At 68.7% G+C, this 24,475-nt stretch carries 22 protein-coding genes and 1 tRNA gene; 5 read left to right on the forward strand and 18 right to left on the reverse strand.

The annotated features are described in order from the left end of the window. Positions 1-41 precede the first annotated feature (41 nt). The 4 genes from EL266_RS12075 to EL266_RS12090 are packed head-to-tail and all read right to left on the reverse strand — an operon-like array spanning position 42 to position 3,878. Positions 42-800, reverse strand: coding sequence for an iron ABC transporter ATP-binding protein (locus EL266_RS12075; RefSeq protein WP_026427090.1), 759 nt, complete (start codon positions 798-800; stop codon positions 42-44). Further along, positions 797-1,804: an iron chelate uptake ABC transporter family permease subunit gene (locus EL266_RS12080; RefSeq protein ID WP_126412356.1), complete on the reverse strand. Its 1,008-nt coding sequence runs from the start codon at positions 1,802-1,804 to the stop codon at positions 797-799. Before EL266_RS12080 ends, EL266_RS12075 begins: the two co-directional genes overlap by 4 nt. Beyond that, positions 1,801-2,847: an ABC transporter permease gene (locus tag EL266_RS12085; protein ID WP_084500807.1), complete on the reverse strand. Its 1,047-nt coding sequence runs from the start codon at positions 2,845-2,847 to the stop codon at positions 1,801-1,803. Before EL266_RS12085 ends, EL266_RS12080 begins: the two co-directional genes overlap by 4 nt. Beyond that, positions 2,844-3,878 carry a siderophore ABC transporter substrate-binding protein gene (locus EL266_RS12090; protein ID WP_051281227.1) on the reverse strand — a complete coding sequence of 345 codons (1,035 nt, stop codon included), beginning with the start codon at positions 3,876-3,878 and terminating at the stop codon, positions 2,844-2,846. Before EL266_RS12090 ends, EL266_RS12085 begins: the two co-directional genes overlap by 4 nt. 179 nt (positions 3,879-4,057) lie before the next feature. Here EL266_RS12090 and EL266_RS12095 point away from each other — a divergent pair. Then, positions 4,058-4,133, forward strand: a tRNA-Arg gene (locus EL266_RS12095). Positions 4,134-4,205: 72 nt separating this feature from the next. Here the strand turns inward: EL266_RS12095 and EL266_RS12100 are convergent. The 4 genes from EL266_RS12100 to EL266_RS12115 form a co-directional block, all read right to left on the reverse strand. Beyond that, positions 4,206-5,000: a glycerophosphodiester phosphodiesterase family protein gene (locus EL266_RS12100; protein ID WP_051281229.1), complete on the reverse strand. Its 795-nt coding sequence runs from the start codon at positions 4,998-5,000 to the stop codon at positions 4,206-4,208. Between the two features lie 13 nt (positions 5,001-5,013). Continuing rightward, positions 5,014-6,540 (reverse strand): M23 family metallopeptidase, encoded by a 1,527-nt coding sequence (locus EL266_RS12105; protein WP_232012034.1) that lies wholly within the window; start codon positions 6,538-6,540, stop codon positions 5,014-5,016. 677 nt (positions 6,541-7,217) lie between these two features. Beyond that, positions 7,218-8,324, reverse strand: a complete 1,107-nt coding sequence (locus EL266_RS12110) for a hemolysin family protein (protein WP_026427094.1) — start codon at positions 8,322-8,324, stop codon at positions 7,218-7,220. Continuing rightward, on the reverse strand, positions 8,321-9,661 hold the full coding sequence (locus EL266_RS12115; protein WP_026427095.1) for a hemolysin family protein: 1,341 nt from the start codon (positions 9,659-9,661) through the stop codon (positions 8,321-8,323). The genes EL266_RS12110 and EL266_RS12115 overlap by 4 nt, the downstream gene beginning before the upstream one ends. 470 nt (positions 9,662-10,131) lie before the next feature. On the opposite strand from EL266_RS12115, the gene EL266_RS12120 reads away from it, so the two are divergent. Further along, on the forward strand, positions 10,132-13,923 hold the full coding sequence (locus EL266_RS12120; protein WP_026427096.1) for a multifunctional oxoglutarate decarboxylase/oxoglutarate dehydrogenase thiamine pyrophosphate-binding subunit/dihydrolipoyllysine-residue succinyltransferase subunit: 3,792 nt from the start codon (positions 10,132-10,134) through the stop codon (positions 13,921-13,923). A 121-nt stretch (positions 13,924-14,044) separates the two neighbouring features. Next, positions 14,045-14,635 carry a GDSL-type esterase/lipase family protein gene (locus tag EL266_RS12125; protein ID WP_026427097.1) on the forward strand — a complete coding sequence of 197 codons (591 nt, stop codon included), beginning with the start codon at positions 14,045-14,047 and terminating at the stop codon, positions 14,633-14,635. Between the two features lie 105 nt (positions 14,636-14,740). On the opposite strand, the gene EL266_RS14085 is transcribed toward EL266_RS12125, so the two are convergent. The 3 genes from EL266_RS14085 to EL266_RS12135 all read right to left on the reverse strand — a co-directional run bounded on the left by EL266_RS14085 (position 14,741) and on the right by EL266_RS12135 (position 15,997). Continuing rightward, positions 14,741-14,815 (reverse strand): 50S ribosomal protein bL37, encoded by a 75-nt coding sequence (locus EL266_RS14085; RefSeq protein ID WP_370538935.1) that lies wholly within the window; start codon positions 14,813-14,815, stop codon positions 14,741-14,743. 160 nt (positions 14,816-14,975) lie between these two features. Then, entirely contained in the window at positions 14,976-15,329 is a 354-nt protein-coding gene (rsrA, locus tag EL266_RS12130) for a mycothiol system anti-sigma-R factor (RefSeq protein WP_034514952.1), read from the reverse strand. Then, positions 15,329-15,997 carry a sigma-70 family RNA polymerase sigma factor gene (locus tag EL266_RS12135; protein WP_026427098.1) on the reverse strand — a complete coding sequence of 223 codons (669 nt, stop codon included), beginning with the start codon at positions 15,995-15,997 and terminating at the stop codon, positions 15,329-15,331. Before EL266_RS12135 ends, rsrA begins: the two co-directional genes overlap by 1 nt. Before the next feature lie 299 nt (positions 15,998-16,296). Between EL266_RS12135 and EL266_RS12140 the strand changes: the two genes are divergently transcribed. Next, positions 16,297-16,800 (forward strand): DoxX family membrane protein, encoded by a 504-nt coding sequence (locus EL266_RS12140; protein ID WP_026427099.1) that lies wholly within the window; start codon positions 16,297-16,299, stop codon positions 16,798-16,800. A gap of 146 nt (positions 16,801-16,946) precedes the next feature. Further along, positions 16,947-19,163: an NADP-dependent isocitrate dehydrogenase gene (locus EL266_RS12145; RefSeq protein ID WP_026427100.1), complete on the forward strand. Its 2,217-nt coding sequence runs from the start codon at positions 16,947-16,949 to the stop codon at positions 19,161-19,163. 141 nt (positions 19,164-19,304) lie between these two features. Here EL266_RS12145 and EL266_RS12150 read toward each other — a convergent pair whose 3' ends face one another. The 7 genes from EL266_RS12150 to EL266_RS14095 all read right to left on the reverse strand — a co-directional run bounded on the left by EL266_RS12150 (position 19,305) and on the right by EL266_RS14095 (position 24,135). Next, on the reverse strand, positions 19,305-19,688 hold the full coding sequence (locus EL266_RS12150; protein ID WP_126412358.1) for an integrase core domain-containing protein: 384 nt from the start codon (positions 19,686-19,688) through the stop codon (positions 19,305-19,307). Between the two features lie 5 nt (positions 19,689-19,693). Continuing rightward, positions 19,694-20,191, reverse strand: a complete 498-nt coding sequence (locus EL266_RS12155; RefSeq protein WP_126412360.1) for an IS3 family transposase — start codon at positions 20,189-20,191, stop codon at positions 19,694-19,696. A gap of 116 nt (positions 20,192-20,307) precedes the next feature. Beyond that, the gene (ltrA, locus tag EL266_RS12160) at positions 20,308-21,561 is read right to left on the reverse strand and encodes a group II intron reverse transcriptase/maturase (RefSeq protein WP_026427101.1); all 1,254 of its coding nucleotides are present in this window, start codon (positions 21,559-21,561) and stop codon (positions 20,308-20,310) included. A gap of 719 nt (positions 21,562-22,280) precedes the next feature. Continuing rightward, positions 22,281-22,406 carry a transposase gene (locus tag EL266_RS12165; RefSeq protein WP_084500815.1) on the reverse strand — a complete coding sequence of 42 codons (126 nt, stop codon included), beginning with the start codon at positions 22,404-22,406 and terminating at the stop codon, positions 22,281-22,283. A 105-nt stretch (positions 22,407-22,511) separates the two neighbouring features. Continuing rightward, on the reverse strand, positions 22,512-22,955 hold the full coding sequence (locus EL266_RS14090; RefSeq protein WP_084500817.1) for a 4'-phosphopantetheinyl transferase superfamily protein: 444 nt from the start codon (positions 22,953-22,955) through the stop codon (positions 22,512-22,514). Between the two features lie 21 nt (positions 22,956-22,976). Beyond that, on the reverse strand, positions 22,977-23,759 hold the full coding sequence (locus EL266_RS12175) for a transposase family protein (RefSeq protein ID WP_126412096.1): 783 nt from the start codon (positions 23,757-23,759) through the stop codon (positions 22,977-22,979). Continuing rightward, a complete protein-coding gene (locus EL266_RS14095) occupies positions 23,725-24,135 on the reverse strand; it encodes a hypothetical protein (protein WP_408608467.1) in 411 nt (136 codons plus the stop codon). The genes EL266_RS12175 and EL266_RS14095 overlap by 35 nt, the downstream gene beginning before the upstream one ends. Positions 24,136-24,475 lie beyond the last annotated feature (340 nt).

A 24,475-nucleotide genomic window follows, 5' to 3' on the forward strand; every position in this document is an offset into this window, starting at 1 on the left:
TACCGGAGAGCGGCGCCGGCGCATCCGCGCGTCTCAGCGGCTCAGGCGTAGTACATGGCCACTCGCCGCCCGTCGAGCTCGTGGATGGGGATGGCCCAGCCGTAGATCGTCTCCAGCACGGCCGTGTCCATGATCTCCTCGGGGCTGCCGTGAGCGGCGATGGCGCCGTCACGCAGGGCCAGGATCGAGTCCGCCCAGCAGGAGGCGTAGTTGACGTCGTGCAGGACGACGACGATGGTGCGCCCTAGCTCGTCGGCGGCAGCGCGCAGCCGGCGCATCATGGCGGTGGCATGGGTCATGTCCAGGTTGTTGAGGGGCTCGTCGAGCAGCACGTAGGGCGTGTCCTGGGCCAGGACCATGGCCACGAAGGCCCGCTGGCGCTGACCTCCGCTCATCTCATCGAGGCGCCGCTCGGCCAGGTCGTCCAGATCCATCCAGGAGATGGCCTTGGCCACGGCATCGCGGTCGGCCCGGGAGGGGCGGCCCCCGTTGTGGGGGAAGCGGCCGAAGGACACCAGGTCGCGCACCGTCAGGCGCACCGCCAGGTGCGTGTCCTGGCGCAGGACGGCCATGGTGCGGGCCAGCTCGCGGGTATCGGCCCGGGTGACGTCCAGGCCCGCCACGCTGACGGTGCCGGCGTCGGCGCCCAGCAGGCGGGCGATGATGGACAGCAGGGTGGACTTGCCCGCGCCGTTGGGGCCGATCAGGCAGGTGATCCCGCCGGCGGGCAGGTCGACGGTGACGTCGTCGAGGACCAGTGAGCGCCCGTAGCTCTTGGAGACGCGGTTGATGGAGATCACAGGCGCTTGCCCTCCCGGATGAGCAGGATGATGAGGAGGATGCCGCCGATCAGCTCGATGACGACGGACAGGACGGTGGACCAGGCCAGTAGGTGGTGGAGGATGGCCTGGCCGCCCACCAGGGTGACCATGGCGCACAGGGCGGCCATGGGCAGGATGACGGCGTGCTGGTAGCTCCCCGATAGCCGGTAGGCCAGGTGCGCCACGAGCAGGCCGAAGAAGGTGATGGGCCCGACCATGGCGGTGGACACCGAGACGAGCACGGAGATGGCCACCATGGCACGCAGCATCTCGCGGTCGTAATCCACGCCCAGGGACACCGCCAGCGGACGGCCCAGGAGCATGACATCCAGGGTGCGCCGCCGCCACCACAGGGCTCCCGAGACCAGGGCGACGATCCCTCCGCCGGCCCACAGCAGCTCCTCGCTGACCCCATTGAAGGAGGCGAAGAGCCGGTCCTGCAGGATGAGGAACTCGTTGGGGTCCATGATGCGCTGGAGGAAGACGGTGATGGAGCGCAGCAGGGTGCCCAGGATGATGCCTGACAGGACCAGGACATGGACCTCGCGCCCGCCGCGCAGCAGCGGGCCGATGAGCAGCAGGGAGGCACCCACCATGATCACCGTCATCGCCGCGAACTGGGTCAGGCTGGAGACAGTGGCCAGGACCTCGCCCCCGAGCATCATGATGACCAGGGTCTGGATGAGCGCGTAGAGCGCGTCGAGCCCCATGATGGAGGGAGTCAGGATGCGGTTGGCGGTGATGGTCTGGAAGACCACGGTGGAGATGGCGATAGCCCAGCCCACGATGAGCAGGGCGAGCAGCGTGGGCAGGCGGATCTCCAGGATCGCGATGAGACTGCGCGCCTCATAGCCCAGGAGGAAGGCTGCGCAGGCCGCAACCAGCAGGACGGCGATGAGCAGGCGCACCCCCGGGTGCATCCGCGCGGTGGTTGGAGCGGCGGTCGGCGCCGCGCCGCGGGTCAGAGCCTCCGGTGGTCTCATCGGGTCCTCCGCAGCAGCAGGATGAGGAAGAGCAGGGAGCCGACGATGCCCATGATGACTCCCGCGGAGATCTCGTAGGGGCGGATGAGCAGGCGCCCGACGACATCGCAGGCCAGCACCATGGCAGCGCCGCCCACCGCCACCCAGGGCAGGGAGCGGCGCAGGTTGTCGCCCACGATGAGGGAGACGATATTGGGCACCACCAGCCCCAGGAAGGGAAGGGCGCCCACGACCACGACGGTCACCGCACTGGTGATCGCCACAATGGCCAGCCCCAGGGCCATGGTGCGGTCATAGGCCAGTCCCAGACCGACGGCGTGGTCGCGGCCCAGCCCCGCCAGGGTCAGGCGATCGGCGGCGAGCCAGGTGATCAGCGCCACCAGGCCCACGCCCCACAGCAGCTCGTAGCGGCCCGCCACGATGGTGGACAGGTCCCCGCTGGTCCACGCGCCCAAGGACTGCATGAGGTCCATGCGCCAGGCAACGAAGGTGGTGGCGGCCTCCACGACGCCGGCCATCATGATTCCCACCAGGGGGACGACGACGTCGTCGGGCCGGTGAGTTGGCAGGCGCCGCAGGAGCCACAGGAAGAAGGCCGACCCCGCCATGGCGGCAACCGCCCCGAAGGCCATCTTGGTGCCCACGGCGGCTCCTGGGGTGAGGATGGTGGCCGCCAGCAGGCCGGCGGCGGCGAACTGGACGGTGCCGGTGGTCGAGGGCGCCACGAAGCGGTTGCGCACCAGCAGCTGCATGAGGGCCCCGGCCATGGCCAGGGCGGCGCCGGAAAGCGCCGCCGCGGCGGTGCGGGGGATGCGCGAGACGATGAGCACGCGCGCATCGCGCCCCTGCGCCCCACCCTCCAGCAGGCCCCCCACGGTGATGTCGGCGCTGCCCACGCACACCGATACCAGGGCCAGGAGGATCAGGGTGAGGAGCGTGGCGGCCAGGATCGGTCGGTGGCGGCGGGCCGGCTCCGGGCCCGCGGAGCTGAGTGCCCGCGGGCCCGGAGCCTTGGCGGTGGTGGCCGTCAAGGGGGATATCATGCCTTGATGGCGGTCTTGATCTCGTCGACCATGATCGGGGCGTTGTTGAGCCCCGCGCCCACGATGTACCAGCTCTGACCATCCAGGTAGACGACCTGGTTCTTGGTCCAGGCGGTGGTGGAGGTGACGAGCTCGGTGTTGAGAACCTCCTTGGCGGCCTGTCCGCTCTCCCCGATGGCGGCGTCACGATCGACGACGAAGAGCCAGTCGGGGTTGGCCTGGTTGACGGCCTCCAAGGAGACGGAGTCGCCGTGGGTGGCGGCCTTGACGTCCTCAATGGCGGGAGCCACGCCCAGGTCATCGTGGATGAGGCCGAAGCGCGAGCCGGGACCGTACGCAGAGATCTTGCCTCCCGAGGTCATGAGGATCAGGCCCTTTCCAATGCCCGAGGCCTTGGCCTTGACCTGCTCGGCCTTGGTCTTGTAGGCGTCCACAACCTCGGTGGCCTTGGCGGTGACGCCGAATACCGACCCCAGTAGATCGGCGGCCCCGGTCAGGCGCTCGGTGAAGGCGGTCTCGCGTCCTCCGGGCATGAGGATAGTGGTGAACTTCTCGGCCATGGCCTCGTAGGAATCCTCCGCGCGGCCGCCCACGATGACCAGGTCGGGCTCGAGGCTCGCCACCTTCTCGATGTCGGGCTCATGGAAGCTGCCGACGACCTCGGCCGAGCCGTAGGAGTCCCCCAGCTTCATGGGCAGGCTGTCTCCGCCCGAGACGATGCCGACGACGCGGTCGGCCAGCCCCAGGGCCACCAGGCTGTCCATCGTGGTGATGTCGAGCACGACAACCTTCTTGGGCTCAGCCTCAATGGTGACCTCACCCTTGCCGTCGGTAACGGTCAGCGGGTAGGTGACCGCCTCGGCGGAGGCGCTCGAGGCTGCGCCCGGGGCAGAGGAGCCCGAGGTCTCACCGGAGGGGGCGGTGCTGGCGCCGGAGGAGGCCGAGGCGCCGGATTCACCCGAGGAGCAAGCGGCGAGGGTGGCGGCAGCGCCGACTGCGGCGAGTGACAGGAAGTATCGACGAGTGCTCATGGTGCTCCTAGGGATTTGATTTTCATCATGCAGTGCTTGTCTAGCAAGGTTAGCCTTACATATCCAGCAAGGATCGGCCAAGTCCTCCGTGACTGTGTCATCTCCCCCACCGATTTCCCTGGTGAACTCGAGTGCCGGTTTCACCCCGGAGGTCCGGCACTGGTAGAGTCCCGGCTCGGGCCCCGGTAGCTCAGTGGATAGAGCGTCTGCCTCCGGAGCAGAAGGTCGCAGGTTCGAATCCTGTCCGGGGCGCCAGTCATGGAGCCCCCGCCATCGGCGGGGGCTCCATCTTTCCTGCGGGCGATGCGGGCAGCGCGGCGGCCGCGGCTATGGCCGGCAGGGCCGGCCGGCGGCCACGGCAGTCTCGGGGCGGGGCGGGCCGGATAGCTCCTTGGTGGCCAGGGTGGGGACATCGGTCATGATGGCATCCACGTTGAGCGCGGCCATGCGGTGCATCTCCTCGGGGGTGTTGACATCCCAGACATGCACCTCCAGCCCCTCGGTGTGCGCGGCCGCCACGAAGCGCCTGGTGACCACCGGCACCCCGCGGTAGGCGGGGGGAACCTGGACGGCGTCGACCCTGCCGCGAGTCCAGCCCCACCGGGTGTGCGGGAGGGGAACGGCCGCCTCGCTGAGGAGCATGAGCCCCATGACATCGGCGACGCCCAGCGCGGTCGTGGCCCTGGGCTCCTGGCGGCGCAGCATGGCCAGGCGGCGGGCGGAGAAGGAGACGAACCGCGTGCGCCCCAGGGCATCGGCGTCGCGCACGGCCTGGAGCGCGGGCTGGACGACCTCGGACTCCTTGAGGTCCACGTTGAAGCACAGCTCCGGGTGATGGGCCAGCGCATCGGACAGGCGCACGAATCCGCGGCGATCCCCGGCGTCCAGATCAGCGAGCTCGGCCCACATGACCTCCTGGATGCGGCGGGGGTCCCCCGCCGCGCGCAGCAGGTCCTCGTCATGGGCCAGGACCACGACGCCGTCGGCGGTGGCGCGCAGATCGGTCTCCATCCACTCCAGGCCCAGCCTGGCGACATGCTCAACAGCGGTCCAGGTGTTCTCCGGAACCTCACGTGCTCCACCGCGGTGCGGGATGACGGCGGGGCGGCCTCTACGTGCCACGGTTACCTGCCTCTCAGGAGCAGTCGGTGGTCAGTTCGACAGCCTTGTGGGACTGGAGCCAGCCCCAGGGCTCGACGGTGGACTCATCCGCGGTGTCATCGGCCGTGCGGATCTCGAAGTGGAGGTGCGGGCCCGAGGAGCGGCCGGTGTTGCCCACACCGGCGATGTGCTGGCCGGCGGTGACGGTGTCCCCCGCCTTGACGTGGATGCCGTCCTCGTACATGTGGAGGTAGCTGGAGTACCAGGTCTGGCCGTCGATCTCGTGCTTGATGGTGATGGTCCCGGTGCCGTCCACCATGCCCGCCGTGGTCACGGTCCCGCCGGCCACCGCGTAGATGGCGGTGCCCACGGGAGCGGAGAAGTCCTGGCCGGCGTGGAGCTTGAGGATCCCCAGCGTGGGGTGGATGCGGTAGCCGTACTCCGAGGAGATGGTGTAGGTGTCCGGGAGCATCGGGTAGAAGAGCTCGGGCGCCGAGGCGAAGGCGGCGGTGTCGCCGGAGGCCCCGGTCTCCGAGGAGCAGGTCTTGGCGGCGTTCTGGTAGGCCTCGCGGATGCGGGCGCGGGTCGCAGCGTCCGGCACGTTGGACAGCGCGTCCTCGCCCTCGTCATCCCAGTCCGCATCCGATCCCAGGACCGCCGCGGCCACGGAGGAGGAGCGGGTCGTGGCCCGCGGCTGCGCCTGGGACTCGGAGTCCTGGGAGGCTAACGCGGCGTTGGTCAGGTACCCGCTGACCGGGGCGATCACCGTCGCCACCGCCAGGACCGTGAGAACCGCGGTGCGCCCCAGCACGCCGACCCCCCTGCGCCCGGCCGACGGCCTGGCAGGCGAGGGCCCGCGTGAGGCTGACCGGGAACGACGATTGGCGGCCTCCCTGGCAGCGCGGCGCTTGCGGGTGAGTTCGGGGACCTGGACCGTGTCGGCGCGGCGGAACTCCTCCAACTCGCGGGAGAAGCGGATCTCGCGCGGCTCCGAGCCCTTCTCCGGCCAGGAGTACTCAGGGTCCTCGTCCTGCGAGGCGGTCGGCTGGGCCTCGGTGCGCTCCGCGACCGCGGCGGGCTCGGCGTGGGCGTCATCCTGCGGTGCGTCCTGCCGGGCGGAGGCGCGCAGAGAGGGTCGAGGAGTCGGTGAGGCGTCGGGGGCGCCCAGGGGCCAGCCTCCCGCGACCTGGGTCCACGGGTCTTGCGCGCCGGCAGGGGCGGGCGTGGCGGGCACAGCGGGCACGGCCGCCGGCGTCGCCGATAACGCGGCTGATGAGTCATCGACCGCCTGCGGGGCCGCCTGCGGAATCTGGGGCTCGGCCGCCTGGGAAGTCTGGGGCTCGGCCGCCTGCGGGGCCCGAGGAGCGGTTGTCTGAGTCGTCTGAGGGGCCTGGAGCGAGGCCTGCCGCCGGGTCTGGGAACGAGCCTGAGAAGCAGCAGCCCCCTCGGGGGTCTGCCCGGGACGCTGCTGGGCCTTGGCGGCCTCCATGCGACGACGGGCCATGCGCGTCATGGGAGCCGGGGACGCTGCGGCCTGGCCCTGCGACATCGGCTGCGCCACCGTGTGCGCCTCTGCTGCCTGGACGGAGGTGGCCCGGAGCGGGGCACCGTGAGAGGAGGGGGCTAAGGCGGAAGAAGAAGGGGCGGGACGGCCAGCAGCACTGGCAGCACTGGTCCCGGGGTCCTGGAGCCGGTGGCTCGGGGAGGCCTGCGCGAGCCTGAGGCCGGCGGCGGCAACCGAGTCGGAGGCCGCCTCGGGAGCGGCAGTGCTGGAAGTGGCCCTGGAAGCGGGCGCCGACGGGGCGGGGATCGACGTCGCCCCGGGGACTGTGGCACGTGACGACGCGGACTCCGGCGCCGGACCGGCCGATGAGGCACCGGCCTGCCCGTGCGCGAGGGCCCGAGCAGCCTCCGCGGCGCGCTCAGCCTCACGACGCTGGCGCCGGCTCATGGGCTGTGTGGTCACGCTGTGGGCCTCCATATGGCTGTTAAGTCCTTCGCCCGGGAGGGCGATTCGTCGATTGCCGCACTACACGATACGTCGGCGTCGGCTCCTTGTCTGCCGGAACCATAGCGGGGCCGGAGCACTGTGAACAGGACAAGGATCACACGCGATCGGACCCCCGATGCTGGCCGCCAGCGCGGCGCGCTCGCACGGAGCGCGGGCCGCTGGTCGCACTGCGCGCCGGAGGGGCCGCCCGCGCGGCGATCCCCCTTAAATCACGGTGCTCCCAGTGCTCAGCCGCGACGCTGGTGCTCCTCGCGCTGCATGGCATCGTGAACCTCGCCGACCAACTCTTCGAGGATGTCCTCCAAGAAGAGCACGCCCACGAGTCGTCCCTCGTGATCCTCGACTCGTCCCAGATGGGCTCCGGTGCGCTGCATGGCGGCCAGGGCGTCCTCCACCTCATCGTCGCGGGAGACCTGGACCAGGGCCCGGGCCCGCCAGGCGGGAACGGGCAGGACGCGTTCCTGGCCCTCGGCGTACAGGACGTCCTTGAGGTGCAGGTAGCCGGTGATGGCAGGGGCCTGATCGGCAGCGGCGGTTGAGCCGGTTGAGCCGTCCTGCTGCGGTCCCGGGTCGGCCACCAGGGGGAAGCGGGAGTAGCCGGTGGAGGCCACGGCCCGCTCCACGTCCTCGGGCGTGCAGTCCTGGGGCAGCGTCACCAGCTCGCCCAGGGGCACCATCACGCTGCCGGCAGTCTCCTCGGAGAACTCCAGGGCGCCGCTGAGCAGGCCCGTGGAGTCCTCCAGGACCCCCTCGGCGGTGGAGCGCTCGACGATGGAGGCCACCTCCTGGGCGTTGAAGGTCGCCGAGACCTCCTCCTTGGTCTCGATGCCCACCAGATGCAGAACGCCGTTGGCGAAGCCGTTGAGCCCGTTGATGACCGGGCCCATGATCCGCGAGATGCGCACCAGGGGCGGGGCCAGCCACAGCACGGCCCGCTCAGGGGAGGCGATGGAGATGTTCTTGGGCACCATCTCGCCGGCCACCACGTGGAGGTAGACCACGATCACCAGGGCGATGACCACGGCGATGGCATGCGAGGCCGCCTCCCCCAGGCCGACGGCATGCACCCAGGGCTCCAGCGCGTGGGCGATGGCGGGCTCGGCCACCACCCCCAGGCCCGTAGAGCACAGGGTGACCCCCAGCTGGGCGGTGGCCAGCATGCGCGAGACGTTCTGCAGGGCCCACAGGGAGGTCGCCGCCCGCGCGTCACCGGCCTGCGCCAGGGGCTCGAGCTGGCTGCGCCGCGCGGAGGTCACGGCGAACTCCGCCCCCACGAAGAAGGCGTTGCCGGCCAGCAGCGCCACGGTGATGATCAAGGCCAGGGGCGTGCTCATGACTCCGCCCCCTGCTGCGCACCGTGCGCATCGGACTCGCCCTCCAGGGGGCGCACGAGCAGGCGGGTGACGCGACGCGACTCCATGGCGTCCACGCTCAGCACCGCGCGATCCAGGGCGATGGTGTCGCCCACCTGCGGGATGCGTCCCAGCTGGCTCATGACCAGGCCCGCCAGGGTCTCATAGGGCCCCCCATCGGGCACCTGGATGCCGGTGCGGCTGGCCAGCTCGTCGGGGCGCATCCAGCCGGGCACGGACCAGCGTCCCGAGGGGTCCAGATGGGCGCCGGAGCGGCGGCGGTCGTGCTCGTCGGCGACGTCGCCCACGACCTCCTCAACCGCGTCCTCCAGGGTCACCACTCCAGCGGTCCCCCCGTACTCGTCGACGACGACGGCCATCTGCGATCCCTGGGCGCGCAGCTCGACCAGGAGATCGGCCAGGGGCATGGTCTCGGGCACGCGCGGGGCCGGCGTCATGAGGGAGGCCGATGCCACCGGCACCTCGCCGCGGCGCTCGTAGGGCACGGCGATGGCCCGGCGCAGGTGGACGATGCCCTGGACGTCGTCGGCATCGCGGCCGATGATCGGGAAGCGGGAGTGGCCGGTGGCGCGCGCCAGGGCCACCACGTCCTGCGCGCTGGCCTCGGCCTCCAGGGCGTGCAGGCGGCCGCGGTCGGTCATGACATCCACGGCGGTGAGCTCACCCACCCCGATGCTGCGGGTCAGCAGGGTGGCGGTGGAGACATCCAGGGTCCCCTCCTCAGCGCTGTAACGCACCAGGGCGGCCAGCTCGGAGGCCGAGCGAGTGCCGCTGAGCTCCTCGGCCGGCTCAATGCCCATACGCCGCAGGATGCGGTTGGCCGTGTTGTTGAGCACCACGATGAGGGGCTTGAGCAGGGTGGTGAAGCCCATCATGAACGGTGAGACCAGGCCGGCGGCGCGCATGGGGTCGGCCAGGGTGGCGTTCTTGGGGATGAGCTCGCCCAGCACCATGGAGAAGGCGTTGACCACCACCAGGGCGATGACCACGGCCGCCCCCGTGGCCACGGACTGGGCCATCCAGCGGCTCATGAGGTCGCCCAGGAGGCTGGCCAGGGCGGCCTGCATCGTGTAGCCCAGCAGGATGGTGGTCAGGGTGATGCCCACCTGGGCGCTGGACAGGAGGGTGGACAGGCGGGACAGGGCTCTGCGCACGGTGACGGCGCGCTTGTCCCCGGCGGCGGCGCGAGTCTCCACCGTGGAGGGGTCGAGGGCCACCAGGGAGAACTCCCCGGCGACGAATAGCCCGGTCCCGATGGTCAGCACCACGCCGACCAGGATCATGAGCCAGTCCATCATGGGCGCTCATCCGGGCTGTGGGCGGGGATCCTGGATGGATGGGCCGCGCGAGCCCGCCGGGGGCTCGGGCAAGCGGGCTCATGGACGGTATGGGCGGGGTGGGGGCGGTCCTCCACGCAGGAGGCGCGGTGCGGGCGGGCGCAGCGTCTGCGGGCCCGGCGGAAAGCCGATCGCATAATTCCCGCACGCTACCACCGCCGCGGCTCGCCCGGAGGCCGACAGCCCCGGCGGACCGGTCCCGCCGCCCCGTTCCTGCTGTTGGAGAAGGTGTGCGACAAAGGTCCCGTGTTGACAGGACATTCTTCCCTCCAACCCGTAACATGACCCCGGACACAGCGCGCCGGTGCGAGACGTCCCAGGACCCTCCCGGGCGGCCACCAGCGCCATACACCGACTCAGGGAGATGCGTCGTGCCCACATCGCACAGGCCCGCCTCAGCAACCGGCGCAGGATTCGGCGCCAACGAGTGGATGGTCGAGGAGATGCGGGATGCCTGGTCCGCCGATCCTGCCTCCGTGAGCCCGCAATGGCGCGAGCTCTTCGAGTCCGACCCCACGGCCGGCACTCCCCCGCAGACGAGCCCGGCCCTGGCCGACGGCTCCTCGACCCTGGCGCTGGGCCCGCGCCGGGCCACCATCTCCGCGGGCGCGGCCCGCCCCGGCGACGGCCCGGCAGGAGCCCCGGCGCCGCAGGACGCCACCGTCCAGGACGTCACCCGCTCCGACCTTCCCCCGGCCCCGGCGCCGGACACCGCTCCGCCCACCTCTCCCTACGCCCGTCGTATGGCCGACCAGAGCCTTGGGGGCGCCGAGGACGCCGAGCCCCAGTCCACCTCGGCGCGCATGAAGGGGGCCGCTGCCCGCACCGCCAAGAACATGGACGACTCCCTGTCCATGCCCACCGCCACCTCCGCGCGGGCCCTGCCCGCCAAGGTCCTCATCGAGAACCGCGCCATCATCAATGAGCATCTGGCCCATACCCGTGGGGGCAAGATCTCCTTCACCCATCTCATCGGCTGGGCGGTGGTGGAGTCCCTGGTGCAGATGCCGGGCATGAATGTCTCCTACTCCACCGACGACGACGCCCGCCCGGTGCTCAACACCCCCGCCCACGTGGGCTTCGGTCTGGCCATCGACGTCCCCGGGGCCGACGGCGAGCGTCGGCTGGTGGTGCCCTCCATCAAGAAGGCGGACCTCATGGATCTGGCCGGCTTCGTCGAGGCCTATGAGGCGCTGGTGGCCAAGGGGCGCTCCGGGGCCCTGGAGCTGGCCGACTTCCAGGGCACGACGGTGACCCTGACCAACCCGGGGATGCTGGGCACGCTGCACTCCGTGCCCCGGCTCATGCCCGGCCAGGGGCTGATCGTGGGCGTGGGCTCCATGGACTACCCGGCGGCCTTCGCCGGGGCCAGCGCCGAGACCCTGGCCCGTCAGGGCATCGGCAAGATCCTGACCCTGACCTCCACCTACGACCACCGGGTCATCCAGGGCGCCGCCTCCGGGGAGTTCCTGCGCCTGGTGGAGCGCAAGCTCCTGGGGCTGGACGGGTTCTGGAACCGGGCCTTCACCTCGCTGCGCATCCCGCATGAGCCGGTGCAGTGGGCCCGGGACACCACCTACGACCCCGAGTTGGAGACCGGCAAGCCGGCCCGCGTGGCCGAGCTCATCCACGCCTTCCGCCAGCGCGGCCACCTGGCGGCCGACACCGATCCCCTGACCTACCGGCTGCGCCGCCACCCCGACCTGGACATCACCACCTACGGCCTGAGCCTGTGGGACCTGGACCGCTCCTTCCCCACCGGGGGCCTGGGCGGGAGAGGCCGGGCGACGCTGCGCGAGATCCTGGCGCTGCTGCGCGAGTCCTACTGCGGGACAGTGGGCGTGGAGTACATGCACATCCAGGACCCGGCCCAGCGCACCTGGTGGCAGGAGCGCCTGGAGACCGCCTGGCAGGAGGTCGACCCGGTCGAGCGCCGCCGGATCCTCACCAAGCTGGAGCAGGCCGAGGCCTTCGAGACCTTCCTGCAGACCAAGTTCGTGGGCCAGAAGCGCTTCAGCCTGGAGGGCGGGGAGTCCCTCATCGTCCTGCTGGACCGGCTCCTGGACGCCGTGGCCCATGACGGCCTGGATGAGGCGGTCATCGGTATGGCCCACCGCGGGCGCCTCAACGTGCTGACCAATATCGCGGGCAAGTCCTACAGCCAGGTCTTCGACGAGTTCGACGGCAACGTCGTCATCGAGGGCGCCAGCACCGGGGATGTGAAGTACCACCTGGGCACCGAGGGCGTCTTCTCGGGGACCGACGGCGTGTCCACCCGGGTCTCCCTGGCCGCCAACCCCTCCCACCTGGAGACGGTCAACGGCGTCGTGGAGGGCATCGTGCGCGCCAAGCAGGACCGCATCGGCCTGGGCGAGAAGGGCTACACGGTCCTGCCGGTGCTGGTGCACGGGGATGCCGCCTTCGCGGGCCAGGGCGTGGTCTACGAGACCCTCAACATGAGCCAGCTGCCGGCCTACCGCACCGGCGGGACCGTCCACATCATCGTCAACAACCAGATCGGCTTCACCACGGGGGCCGCGGCCGCGCGCTCAACCACCTACGCCACCGACCTGGCCAAGGGGCTGCAGATCCCGATCTTCCACGTCAACGCCGATGACCCGGACACGGTGGCCCGGGTGGCGCGCCTGGCCTACGAGTACCGGCGCACCTTCCGCAAGGACGTCATCATCGACCTCATCTGCTACCGGCGCCGCGGTCACAACGAGGGCGATGACCCCTCGATGACCCAGCCGGTCATGTACCGCCTCATCGACTCCATGCCCTCCACCCGCGAGGTCTACACCGCCGACCTGGTGGGACGCGGGGACATCACCGCCGAGGAGGCGCGCCGCCTGGCCGAGGAGTACCACGACGAGCTCGAGCGCGTCTTCACCGAGGCCCGCGCCCAGGTCTCCGCGGTCAGCGCCCAGGCCGCCGCGGGGATGGCGGCCGCCGAGGCCCAGGACCTGTCCGACCCCACCAAGGTGGGGGTGCCTCGCTCCTCCCTGGAGATCCCCGCCTCCCAGCAGGCGGGAACCGGGATGATGATCGGCTGGAGCTCGGCGGTGGACCGTGGCGTCCTCGAGCGCATCGGGGACGCCCAGGTGGCCTGGCCGCCGTCCTTCACCGTCCACCCCAAGCTCAGGGCCATGCTGGCCAAGCGCCAGTCCTCCACGCGCGAGGGCGGCATCGACTGGGGATTCGGCGAGCTGCTGGCCCTGGGGAGCCTGCTCATGGAGGGCGTGCCGGTGCGCCTGGCCGGGGAGGACGCCCGCCGCGCCACCTTCTCCCAGCGCCACGCCGTCCTGCATGACCACGACTCGGGGGCGGAGTGGACGCCGCTGAGCTTCCTGACTCCCGACCAGGCCGCCTTCGAGATCTATGACTCGCTGCTCAGCGAGTACGCGGCCCTGGCCTTCGAGTACGGCTACGCCGTCGAGCGGCCCGAGGGCCTGACCATGTGGGAGGCCCAGTTCGGGGACTTCGCCAATGGGGCTCAGTCGGTGATCGACGAGTACGTCACCTCGGCCACCCAGAAGTGGGGGCAGCGCTCGGGCCTGGTCATGCTCCTGCCCCACGGCCAGGAGGGCCAGGGCCCCGACCACTCCTCGGCGCGCATCGAGCGCTACCTGCAGATGTGCGCCCAGGACAACATGCGGGTGGCCCAGCCCTCCACGCCCGCCAACCACTTCCACCTGCTGCGCGAGCAGGCCTACCGGCGCCCGCGCCGCCCGCTGATCGTCTTCACCCCCAAGCAGCTCCTGCGCCTCAAGGCCGCCTCCTCCCCTGTGGAGGCCTTCACCTCCGGGGCCTTCGCCCCGGTCATCGGGGAGGTCGACGCCGCAGTGCGCGACAGCGGGCAGGTGGACCGGGTGCTGCTGTGCTCGGGACGCGTCTACTACGACCTGGCGGCCCACCGCGCTCAGACCGGGGACACCCGAACGGCGATCGTGCGCCTGGAGCAGCTCTACCCGCTCGACGACGAGGCCCTCGGCGCCGCCCTGGCCCCCTTCGCGGGGGCCGAGCTGGTGTGGGTCCAGGATGAGCCGGCCAATCAGGGCATGTGGCCCTACCTGGCCCTCAACCTCTCCTCCGAGCTGACCGGCGGGGTCCTGCCCCAGCTGGTCTCCCGCCCCGAGGCCGCCGCCCCCGCCGTGGGCACGGCCGGCGCCTACCGGGCCCAGCAGGACGAGCTCATCGCCAGGGCCTTCGCCCGCGACTGAGCGCCCGGCCGCGCGGGCCATGGGGCGCCATGAGCCCTGATCCGCCGCACCGGCGGGCTTACGGGCCAGCGGGCCGCCGGCGCGGTAGCGTCTAAGCACCGCACGGAGGAGGAGGCACGCCATGGAGGAGACGAGGCTGAGCTTCATCGGGGACGAGCTGGTGGCCGGATACGGCGACGCCCGCGCCCTGGGCTGGACCGGGCGGGTGATGGCCCGGACCCCGCGCGAGGCCGACATCCTGTGGACCTCGCTGGCCGTCCCCGGGGAGACCACCGCCCAGCTCGCCGACCGCTGGCAGGCCGAGGTCTCGCGCCGCACCACCCACACCAGGGTCAACCGCCTGGTCGTGGCCCTGGGCGTGGCCGATGTGCGCGCGGGCGTGTCCTATGCGCGCTCCCGCCTGGCCCTGGCCAATATCCTGGACACGGCGGCCTCGGATCACCGCGAGTGTTTCGTCGTCGGGCCTCCCCCGCTGGGGGGCGTGGACCCTGATGCCGTCGCCCAGCTGGCCACGGCCGCCTATGAGGTGTGCGCGCGGCGCAAGATCCCCTTCGTCGATGCGTTCGAGCCGCTGCGCAACCATGAGCAGTGGAATGCCGATGTCTCCGCGGCCGGTGGGGCGCATCCCGGCCAGGCCGGCTATGGGCTGCTGGCATGGCTGGTGCTTCACCGCGGCTGGTACGAGTGGCTCGGACTGGAGCGCCCCGCCTGAGCAGGCTGAGCAGAACCGCGCGCCTGGTCGGATCGGAGGACGACGGCGGCCGGCCACCTGGGGTGACCGGCCGCCATCTCTGCTGTGGGCGCGTGCGAACCCGGCTCAGGCGTTGGGACGCTTGCCGTGGTTGGCGCTGGACTTGGCGCGTGCACGACGCTTACGACCGCGCTTGGACATCACTGCCTCCTCGTGTCAGAAACGCCCCACGAGGGGGCTGGAACGACGGCGATTCTCCCACACGCCGCGAGCCCCCGGCCAGCGGCCGGACCGCTGCGCACCGGTGAGGGTGCCCACACCGCGGGGCGGGGCCGCTGCGGCGGGCCCGCCCCGGCCGGCCTCAGTCCCGCTCGATGCGGATGGAGCGCGTGGTCGTCGTCGTGCGAGTGACCGTGCCATCCGCGGAGGAGGTCACGCTGGAGGAGGTCACGCTCACCTGGGAGGTCACCCGCATCATCGACAGTCGCCCCAGCACCCGCGCGCGCAGCTCGGGGGGGGCCTGCTCGGCGCAGCGCGAGCGAAGGATCTGGCGCAGGTGGGTCTCGGCGTCGGCGAGGCGGGAGCAGTGGTCGCAACTGGCCACGTGCTGGGCCAGGCGCTCGGTCAGGTCGGCGGAGCACTCGTGGTCGAGGAAGGCCTCCAGATGGGCCCGGGCCTCACTGCAGGAGCACTCGGAGTCGGGGGTGGCGCTCATCACTCCTCCTCCGCGCCCAGGTATCCCAGTGAGCGGGCGTGGTCGGCCAGCAGCTCGCGCAGCTGACGGCGCCCGCGGTGCAGGCGGGACATGACGGTGCCGATGGGCGTGTCCATGATCTCGGCGATCTCCTTGTAGGCGAAGCCCTCGACGTCGGCCAGGTAGACCGCCAGGCGCCGGTCCTCACTCAGCTCGCCGAAGGCCGCCTTGATCTCCTCGTCGGGCAGCTGGTCCAGGGCCAGGGCCTCGGCGCTGGGCAGGCCCACGGAGTCGTGGGAGGCGGCCCGGTGGAGCTGCCAGTCCTCGACGGCGTCGGCGTCGGACTGCTGGGGCTCGCGCTGCTTCTTGCGGTAGGAGTTGATGAAGGTGTTGGTCAGGATCCGGTAGAGCCAGGCCTTGAGGTTGGTGCCGGGCCGGTACTGGTGGAAGGAGGCGAAGGCCTTGGCGTAGACGTCCTGGACCAGGTCCTCGGCGTCGGCCCGGTTGCGGGTCATGCGCAGGGCGGCACCGTAGAGCTGGTCCAGGTAGGGCAGGGCCTCGGCCTCGAAGCGGGCGCTGCGGGCGGCCTCGTCCTCGTCGACGGGCGCCCGGTCCAGGGTGCCGGTGCCGTCGGGGTCGATCGCCTCATCGAGGGCCAGTGCGTCGGTGGGGTCGTCGGTGTCCGTCATCAGCCATGAGCCTAGCCCGCCGGCGCGCCCGCGGTGGGCAGCCCCACCGGCCCGTCCTGCTGACGGGCGGGCGGCACGGGCGCCATGGCGCGCGCCGGCGTGGCCTGCATGGCCTGCATGGCCAGCGCCGTGCGCGGATCGCGCCCCGCGGGGCAGGCGCGTCATCGTGGATGCTGTCACGCCCGGGTCAACGTCCCCGCCCCGCCCTTTCATTCCCCGGCCCTCCCCTGGGCGCACCAACAGCGACTGGCCTGCGCGAAAGCCTGGCCCAGGAGGGCCGATTGCGCCAGGATGGGGGCATGGATCTTCTGCGCGCTGCGACCCGACCGATGCTCGCCGCCCCCTTCATCGTCGATGGGATCGATGCGATGGTGCGTCCGGGCCGTCATGTGGACAAGTTCAAGCGGGTCACCCCCACCCTGGAGCGGGTCGGCCTGCCCCCGATCCTGACCTCGGATGCCCGCATGCTCACCCGGGCCACAGGGGCGGTCAGCGTGGTGGCGGGCCTGGGCCTGGCCACAGGGCGCGCGCCGCGCTCCAGCGCCGCCGTGCTGGCGGCCCTCAACCTGCCGCTGACGATCGTGGGCAATCCGGGCTGGACCCTCAAGGGGGCCGCCAGGCGCGAGGCGCTGTCTGGCCTGCTGCGGGGCGCGGCCCTGGGCGCGGGCCTGGTCATGGCCGGTGTCGACCGGCAGGGCCGCCCCTCCCTGGCCTGGCAGGTGCGCAACGCCCGCCAGCAGCGCGAGGCCATTGAGGCGGCGCATCTGGCCGTGCGCCGCCGCTACGGCGTCGCCCCGGCCTGAGGCAGGGCATGCGCCGGGCGTGACCCGCGTGGGCGCGTCCGGCCGTGTTGTGCGTTGTGCGCGCGTCATGACTGCCCGCTAGGCTCGGCCGCGTCTGTATCGCCAGCAATCACCAGCAACGCACCGAACGCACCGAGGGAGCACGCATGACAGTCGAGTCGGAGATCGTCTACACCTGGACCGATGAGGCGCCCATGCTGGCGACCCATTCGCTGCTTCCGATCATCCAGGGCTTCGCGCGTCGCGCGGATGTGCGCGTGGGCACCGCGGACATCTCCCTGTCCGGCCGCATCCTGGCGGCCTTCGGCCTGGCCGAGGACGACCTGGCCCGCCTGGGGGCACTGACCCACTCCCCCACCGCGACCATCGTCAAGCTCCCCAACATCTCCGCCTCCCTGCCCCAGCTCAAGGAGGCCATCGCCGAGCTCCAGGCCCAGGGCCATGACATCCCCGACTACCCCGATGAGCCGGCCTCGTCCGCCGAGCGCGAGGCGCGCGCCGCCTACGACGCCGTCAAGGGCAGTGCCGTCAACCCGGTGCTGCGCGAGGGCAACTCCGATCGCCGGGCCCCGGGGGCGGTCAAGGCCTATGCCCGCTCCCACCCGCATTCGATGGGGGCGTGGTCGGCCGGCTCGCGCACGCGCGTGGCCACGATGGAGGCCGGGGACTTCCGCCACAACGAGCGCAGCGTCGTCATCCCCGAGGCCGGGACGGTGACGATCCGCCTGCGCCCCCGGGACGGTGAGCCGGTGGTGCTGCGCGAGGCCCTGGCGGTCACCGCCGGTGAGGTCCTGGACGCCTCCGTCATGAGCGCCGCCGCCCTGGACGCCTTCCTGGCTCAGCAGGTCGCCGCGGCCAAGGCCGAGGGCGTGCTGCTGTCGGTGCACCTCAAGGCCACCATGATGAAGGTCTCAGACCCCCTGATCTTCGGCCACGCCCTGCGCGCCCTGCTGCCAGGGGTCTTCGCCGAGCACGGCCAGGCGCTGGCCGCGGCGGGCCTGCGGGCCGAGGACGGCCTGGCAGCGATCCTGGCCGGTCTGGAGGAGGTCGAGGGCGGGGAGGCGATCGCCGCAGCGATCCGGTCCGAGCTGGAGTCGGGCCCGAGCCTGGCCATGGTGGACTCCGACCGCGGGATCACCAACCTGCACGTGCCCAGCGATGTCATCGTGGACGCCTCGATGCCCGCGATGATCCGCGCCGGGGGGAAGATGTGGGGTCCTGATGGCGCGACGGCGGACACGCTGGCCATCATCCCGGACTCCTCCTATGCGGGGGTGTATCAGGCGACGATCGATGACTGCAAGGCTCACGGCGCCCTGGACCCGACCACGATGGGCACGGTCCCCAATGTGGGGCTCATGGCCCGCAAGGCCGAGGAGTACGGCAGCCACGACAAGACCTTCCTCATCCCCCAGGCTGGCACTGTTGAGGTCGTGGTGGTCGATGGGACGGGCTCCCAGCCGGGCGACGTGCTGCTGTCCCATGAGGTGGAGGCCGGGGATATCTGGCGGGCCTGCGCCACTCAGGATGAGTCGATCCGCGACTGGGTGCGCCTGGCGGTGGCCCGGGCGCGGGCGACGGGGGCGCCGGCCGTCTTCTGGCTGGACCCCTCGCGCGGGCATGATGCGGTGCTCATCGGCCTGGTTGAGCGCTATCTGGCCCAGGAGAACACTGAGGGCCTGGATATCCGCGTCCTGGACCCGGTGGAGGCTGCGCGCCTGTCCCTGGAGCGGGCTCGGGCCGGCCAGGACACCATCAGCGTGACCGGCAATGTGCTGCGCGACTACCTGACGGACCTGTTCCCGATCCTGGAGCTGGGCACGAGCGCCAAGATGCTCTCGGTGGTGCCGCTGATGAACGGCGGTGGTCTCTATGAGACGGGTGCGGGCGGCTCTGCCCCCAAGCATGTGCGCCAGCTGCTGGAGGAGAACTATCTGCGCTGGGACTCCCTGGGGGAGTTCCTGGCCCTGGCGGAGGCTTTGCGGCATGCGGGCCAGGCCTGCGGCAAGCCGCGGGCGCTGGTTCTGGCCGATGCCCTTGATGCGGCGACGACGACGCTACTGGAGGAGGACCGCTCCCCCGCGCGGCGCCTGGGCGGGCTGGACAACCGTGGCTCTCATGCCTGGCTCGCCCTGTACTGGGCCCGGGAGCTGGCGGCCCAGGGGGCTGACGCCGAGATGGCACGGGTCTTCGCGCCTGTGGCCGAGCAGCTGGAGGCCGCCAACGAGGCGATCCAGGCAGAGCTCCTGGCGGTTCAGGGCTCACCTGCGGATATCGGGGGGTACTACCGCCCTGATGCCGCTATGGCCGCGGCCGTCATGCGGCCTTCGGCGAGCCTGAACGCCGTTGTGGAGGCGCTGTGATCAACGCGCGGTAAGGCGCCGAGTCCGGAGGGAGCCCTGCTGCCCGCGCGGGCCAAGGCCGAGACCTCCACACTGGCCCCCATAATCGAGGACTTCCGTATGGAGTGCTGGGTGTTTTTCGGACTGTGTGTGTTGTGTTGGTCAGGCTGCTTTCTTGTGGTCCAGGAGCTCTTGTTCCACTTCGTTAGGGGTGCGATATCCCAGAGAGGAATGCAGTCGGGTGTGATTGTAGACCAGCTCGATCCATGAGGCAATATCATTCATGGCCTTGTCCCGTGTGGGATACACCATCCGGTGAACCCTCTCGTTCTTGAGTGTGGCATTGAAGGACTCCGCCCACGCATTGTCCCAGCACACCCCGGTCCTGCCCACCGACAGGCGAATACCATGGGCGCCCAGGTGCTCAGCGAATTTCTCGGAGGTGTACTGCGACCCCCGGTCGGAGTGGAAGATCGTTGTCCCTCTGACCGGCGGGCAATTGCGCACCGCCATATCAATAGCCTCACACGCCAGACTGGTGCGCATGCGGTTCAGCCATGGCGTAGCCCACGACTTTCTTCGTGGCGCAGTCCAGAACAGTGGCCAAATAGACGAATCCCACCCAGGTGCGGACAGTGGGTGATGTCCCCGACCCACTTGGTCCCTGGCGCAGTGGCGGTGAAGTCCCGCTCCACCAGATCCGGGCGCCCCTCCAGGTCGGCCGCCGGGATGGTGGTGCGCGCCCTTCGGCGAGGTTGCGCGGCCACCAGACCGGCCTGGCGCATGAGGCAGCGCACAGTGTCATGGTGCACCACCACGCCCCGGCGCCCCAGACGGGCGGTAATACGCCGGTACCCGTAGGTGCCGTCCGAGGCCTCGAACTCGGCCTCAATCAGTGCGACTAATTCCTGCCGCCTGATATCCCTGCGGGACTGTGGTCTATCCCGCCAGGAGTAGTATCCCGATCGGGACACTCTCGACCAGCGGCACATCGAGGCGATCGGGTAGTTGCCTTCTTCGCGGTTGATGAGCTCGTAGCGCTGGCTCACTGGTCGTTCTTCGCGAAGAAGGCGGCCGGTCGGGTAGCCCGGGGGAATCTCACCCCCGGGCTCCCACGGAACCGTGCGTAACAGTCTCCCGTTACACGGCTCTTGTCATTTTCTGGTCACCAAAAGGAGTGAACCCAGACCCAGTGCGCCATGAGGTAAGGAAACTGTTTGGTGACCCTCCTCCAGGCCGCCTTGGCCTTCTTGAAAGTCCGCAACCGTTTGTACTTCTTGCGCAGCCAGCGCACCAAGTAGGCGTTGATGCGCTTGAGGAGTGGATACATCGCGGTGCGATAGAACGCGCCGTAGTACTGCATCCACCCACGCACGATCGGGTTGATCCTGCGTGCCAGGTCGGCCAGAGTGTGACCGGTGCGCAGGTGCAACCTCCAAGACCGCACCTGAGCACCCAGCCGCTTGCAGGCGCTAGGGCTGATCGCGGGCAGGAACGAGGTGAACATTCTGCCCTGCCGATCGACCGCACTTCGGGCTCGGAAGGTGTAGCCCAGAAAATCGAACGACGTCACGGGATGCTTCTCCCGCCGTTTCGTCGTTGGGCAGTACACGTTCCGGGTCTTGTCCGGGTGCAGCCGCAGCCCGACCTGCGCCAACCTGTCGGCCAGCGCCTGGCGCACCTGATGGGCCTGACGCTGGGTGAGGCAGTGCACCACCGCGTCATCGACATACCGCTCGAACGGCACGGATGGAAAGCTGCGCTCCATCCAGGCATCGAACGCGTAGTGCAAAAACAGGTTCGCCAGAACCGGACTGACCGCCGAGCCCTGCGGGGTACCCCGCCGGCGCGCAGCAAGGGTGCCGTCGGCCAACTGCAACGGTGCGGTCAACCACCGCGCCACATACAGCCTCACCCACGGCTCGCACGCGTGCTTGGCCACAGCCTTGAGCATCAACTCGTGGTCGACCTCGTCGAAGAACTTCGCGATGTCCACCTCCACCACCCAGGCTCGCTGCCAGCAGCGCTTCCGGCACTGCGCCACAGCATCCAGAGCCGATCGTCCCGGACGGTAGCCGTAGGAGTCCGGATGAAAGATCTGCTCGACCCTTGCCTCCAGCCTCCTGGCAACCACCGTCTGGGCAACCCTGTCCGCTACCGTGGGGACTGCCAGCACTCGCACACCACCGTTGGGCTTGGGTATCTCCACAGCCCGTACCGGCGGCGGGAAATAACTCCCCGAGGACATCCGGTTCCAGATCTTGTACAGATTGTCCCGCAGATCCTTCTCGAAATCCTCCACCGAGCAGTTATCCACCCCCGGTGCGCCCCTGTTCGCCTTCACTCTCAGATACGCTTCCCACACCTCCTGTTTCGGAATGTCAAACGGTTTCCTTGATGGCGACTGCAGTCCGCTCATCCGATTCCTCCCAGAGTCTCCTGGTTGATCGACCCGCGATCCACAAAATGACCCAGCCCCTTCGCTCCGCCCCCATTACAAGGACATCCTCACTACTACGAGCCAGTCCGCCAGCATGCCCAGCAACGGTACTCCGTCTCTTGCGGTTCATCCGCTCCAAGACTCTCCCTATCACCACCCCAACTGGGGCGCCTGTATCCAGGCATGCCTTCCCACGTTCCACGCAAGAGCCGCAGATCAGGCTCACGCCGCCTCCATGCCGGGCACCGCCTGGCCAGCAATACGGGCCCTCCGCCAGACTCATCCCAGGCCAAAAAGTAACACCCGGTTCTGATGCCACCTATTCAATAACGACACGTCAACAGCGGTTCGCTCGCGCTCGTCTTCCTGATCCCCACCTGACGCCTACACCCGGCGCCTTTTCCACATCGCTCACCACGCTCCCGTCACCAGTCGCGCAGCATGCGGCGGTTTGAAGCCTCCGCCCGCACAGCGGCTCCGAAGGGCCAGACCCCTTCATCTCTCACGCAGCCTCAAGCACAGCACCGCATCACCTACACACGCATGCAGCACCCCACCCTTCGTGGCACACCTTTTTTCAAGAACTCGTTCTCCTGACGCAGCTCGCGGACCTCGCGCCGAAGCCGAGTGATCTCAGCCGCCTCCGCGGCTGCCTCCTTCTCCTGATCCGTGGCGTGCTCCTTCCTGTGCTTAGCGACCTAGTTGCCCACCGTCTGAGCCACCAGACCATAGGAGGCCGCCACCGACGCTATCGACCGCTCCTTGTCGATCACCTCGCGCACCACTTGTTCCTTGAACTCCTCAGAGTACTTCGCCCTTGACATGGCTCCATCCTATCGAATCAAAGGAAGACGAAAATCCTCCCCTGTCCGAAAAACACCACTCACCCCAAACCCGTCTGGACGACCGATTACACAGCTTCAACACCTTTACTCTTGGGAACCACAAGTATGTAATAGACACTCATTCCATGCACCCCTATCTATGCAGAGAGCGGTAAGAAGAAAATACTGATCCGCTGCCCAACTCCCAAAAAATTGACGTTGAAGAGCGCCACATCCGACAGGAAAACGCACCGCGAAGTCTCCGTCTAGGTCAATAGTCACCTCAATATCCCTGAATCGCAGCCGACTTTTCTCAAGTGAAAACCATGCTTTATATGCAGACTCTTTTATACTAAAAAGTAGGCTATCTACGAAAACTCTATCAGTTAAAACACTCAACTTGGCTGTCATCGCTAGTTCTCTTGCCGACGCTATCCTATTTAGAACTCCAGCCTTCAATGGCCGATTTATTTCAGCATCTATCCCGATGGTCGAGACTTCCCGGCGCAGTGCCACGGCTGCAGCATGGTAACCGTTTCTGTGAGTCATAGGGTGTTATTCATGTGGGGGTTACCAGCCTGTTCTGTAGAGTTCGAGTTTGGTGATCAGGGTGATGATGCTGGGGAGCTCTGCCAGGCGGTGGCGGTAGCCGGTGGATAGGATCTTCCATTTCTTCAGCGTCGCGATGGTGTGCTCGATGGCGGCGCGCGTGGATGACACGGCTCTGTTGAAGTCTTTCTCCCATTCCAGACGATCTCTTCCCGGCGTCTTCTTGATGGGGGTCAGTGCGCCATGAGCGGTGTATGCGGTATCGGCGATCCAATCGGCGCCGGTGAGGATCGTGTCCCAGCCGCACAGGCTCAAGGCGGCGCTGTCGTGACGTGAGCCGGGCACCGGGTCCGAGACCGCCACCAGGGTGGCGTCGGTGGTGGCGGCGACCTGGACATTCAGGCACTGGGCATGGTGCTTGCCCGAGTAGTTGGCCTTCTCGACCTGCCTGCCGGCTGCGGGCCTGTTACCAGTGGGGATCGGCGTGCCATCAACGAGCAGCAGGCTGCCCTGAGCCACTGCCTGGGACAGAGAGATCCCACTCATGGCCAGCACATGGGTCAGCAAGGGGACCATGCGCCTCCAGATCCTGGAGACGGTGGGCTGGGAGACGCCGCACATGTCGGCGGCCAGGGCCTGGGAGATGTTATGGCGCGCCAGAATCAAGGTCAACTCCACCTGCTGCCTGAGCCCCAGGCGGTAGCCCAATAGACTCTGGCCCCGAGATTCGAGCACCTCTTCGATGCGCCCGACAAGCTCATCGATATCCTCATCGCACAGCCCCGTGGTAGACTCGTAATGCATCGGCCGCCTCCCCAAGAGAATCGAGTGTGGTAACCCAATTCTCTCCCGAGACGGCCGATGCACCAACTAACGACACGAACAAACCCCCATGAATAACACCCATACTTCCTACAATCCCGCAAGGCCACACAGGTTCGCCATTTCCACATGGCACCATTGACGCACGATCGAAGCCAAGCTTCGCCAGAGCGATCTCTGCACAAGCTCTCACTGAAGTAAATTCCCTAATTCTTTTTTTGTGTGCAGTTCTCATGTAGGAAATCTCTTCAGGATAGAGCTGAGCGTAAAGGCTTCCACGAGCCTCTGCGACAGACACCTGAGGAAGCACTAAGGACCCCATTGACGCCCTCACTGTGTAGGTTTGTCTATCATGCATAATGTTTATCCCTTCACCAGTTCTTTTATACTAGAAAGGAAGTCATACGAGCCGAAAAAGAACCAAGCTTTTACATGTCGGTTTTCTACTCAGCATTACTTCACAACTACGCAGGTAACTTGTGGTGAACAGTTCGCTCTATAACCAGTCAGCATGTCGAAGCGTAAAGTGCCCCATGATGAACGGATGCACAAAGAGAAACGTGCTGAATGCAGGCGCCTTGTAGGTGGAACGGTCACGCAGAACCAGATGCGTCCCCAGCTTCCTGGACCCAGACTCGCCGATTTAATAAGGAAACACAGAAAACTAACTCTGCATCGCTAAGAATAATTCTTATGAT

The sequence above is a fragment of the Actinomyces slackii genome, assembly GCF_900637295.1.
GTDB classification, from domain to species: domain Bacteria; phylum Actinomycetota; class Actinomycetes; order Actinomycetales; family Actinomycetaceae; genus Actinomyces; species Actinomyces slackii.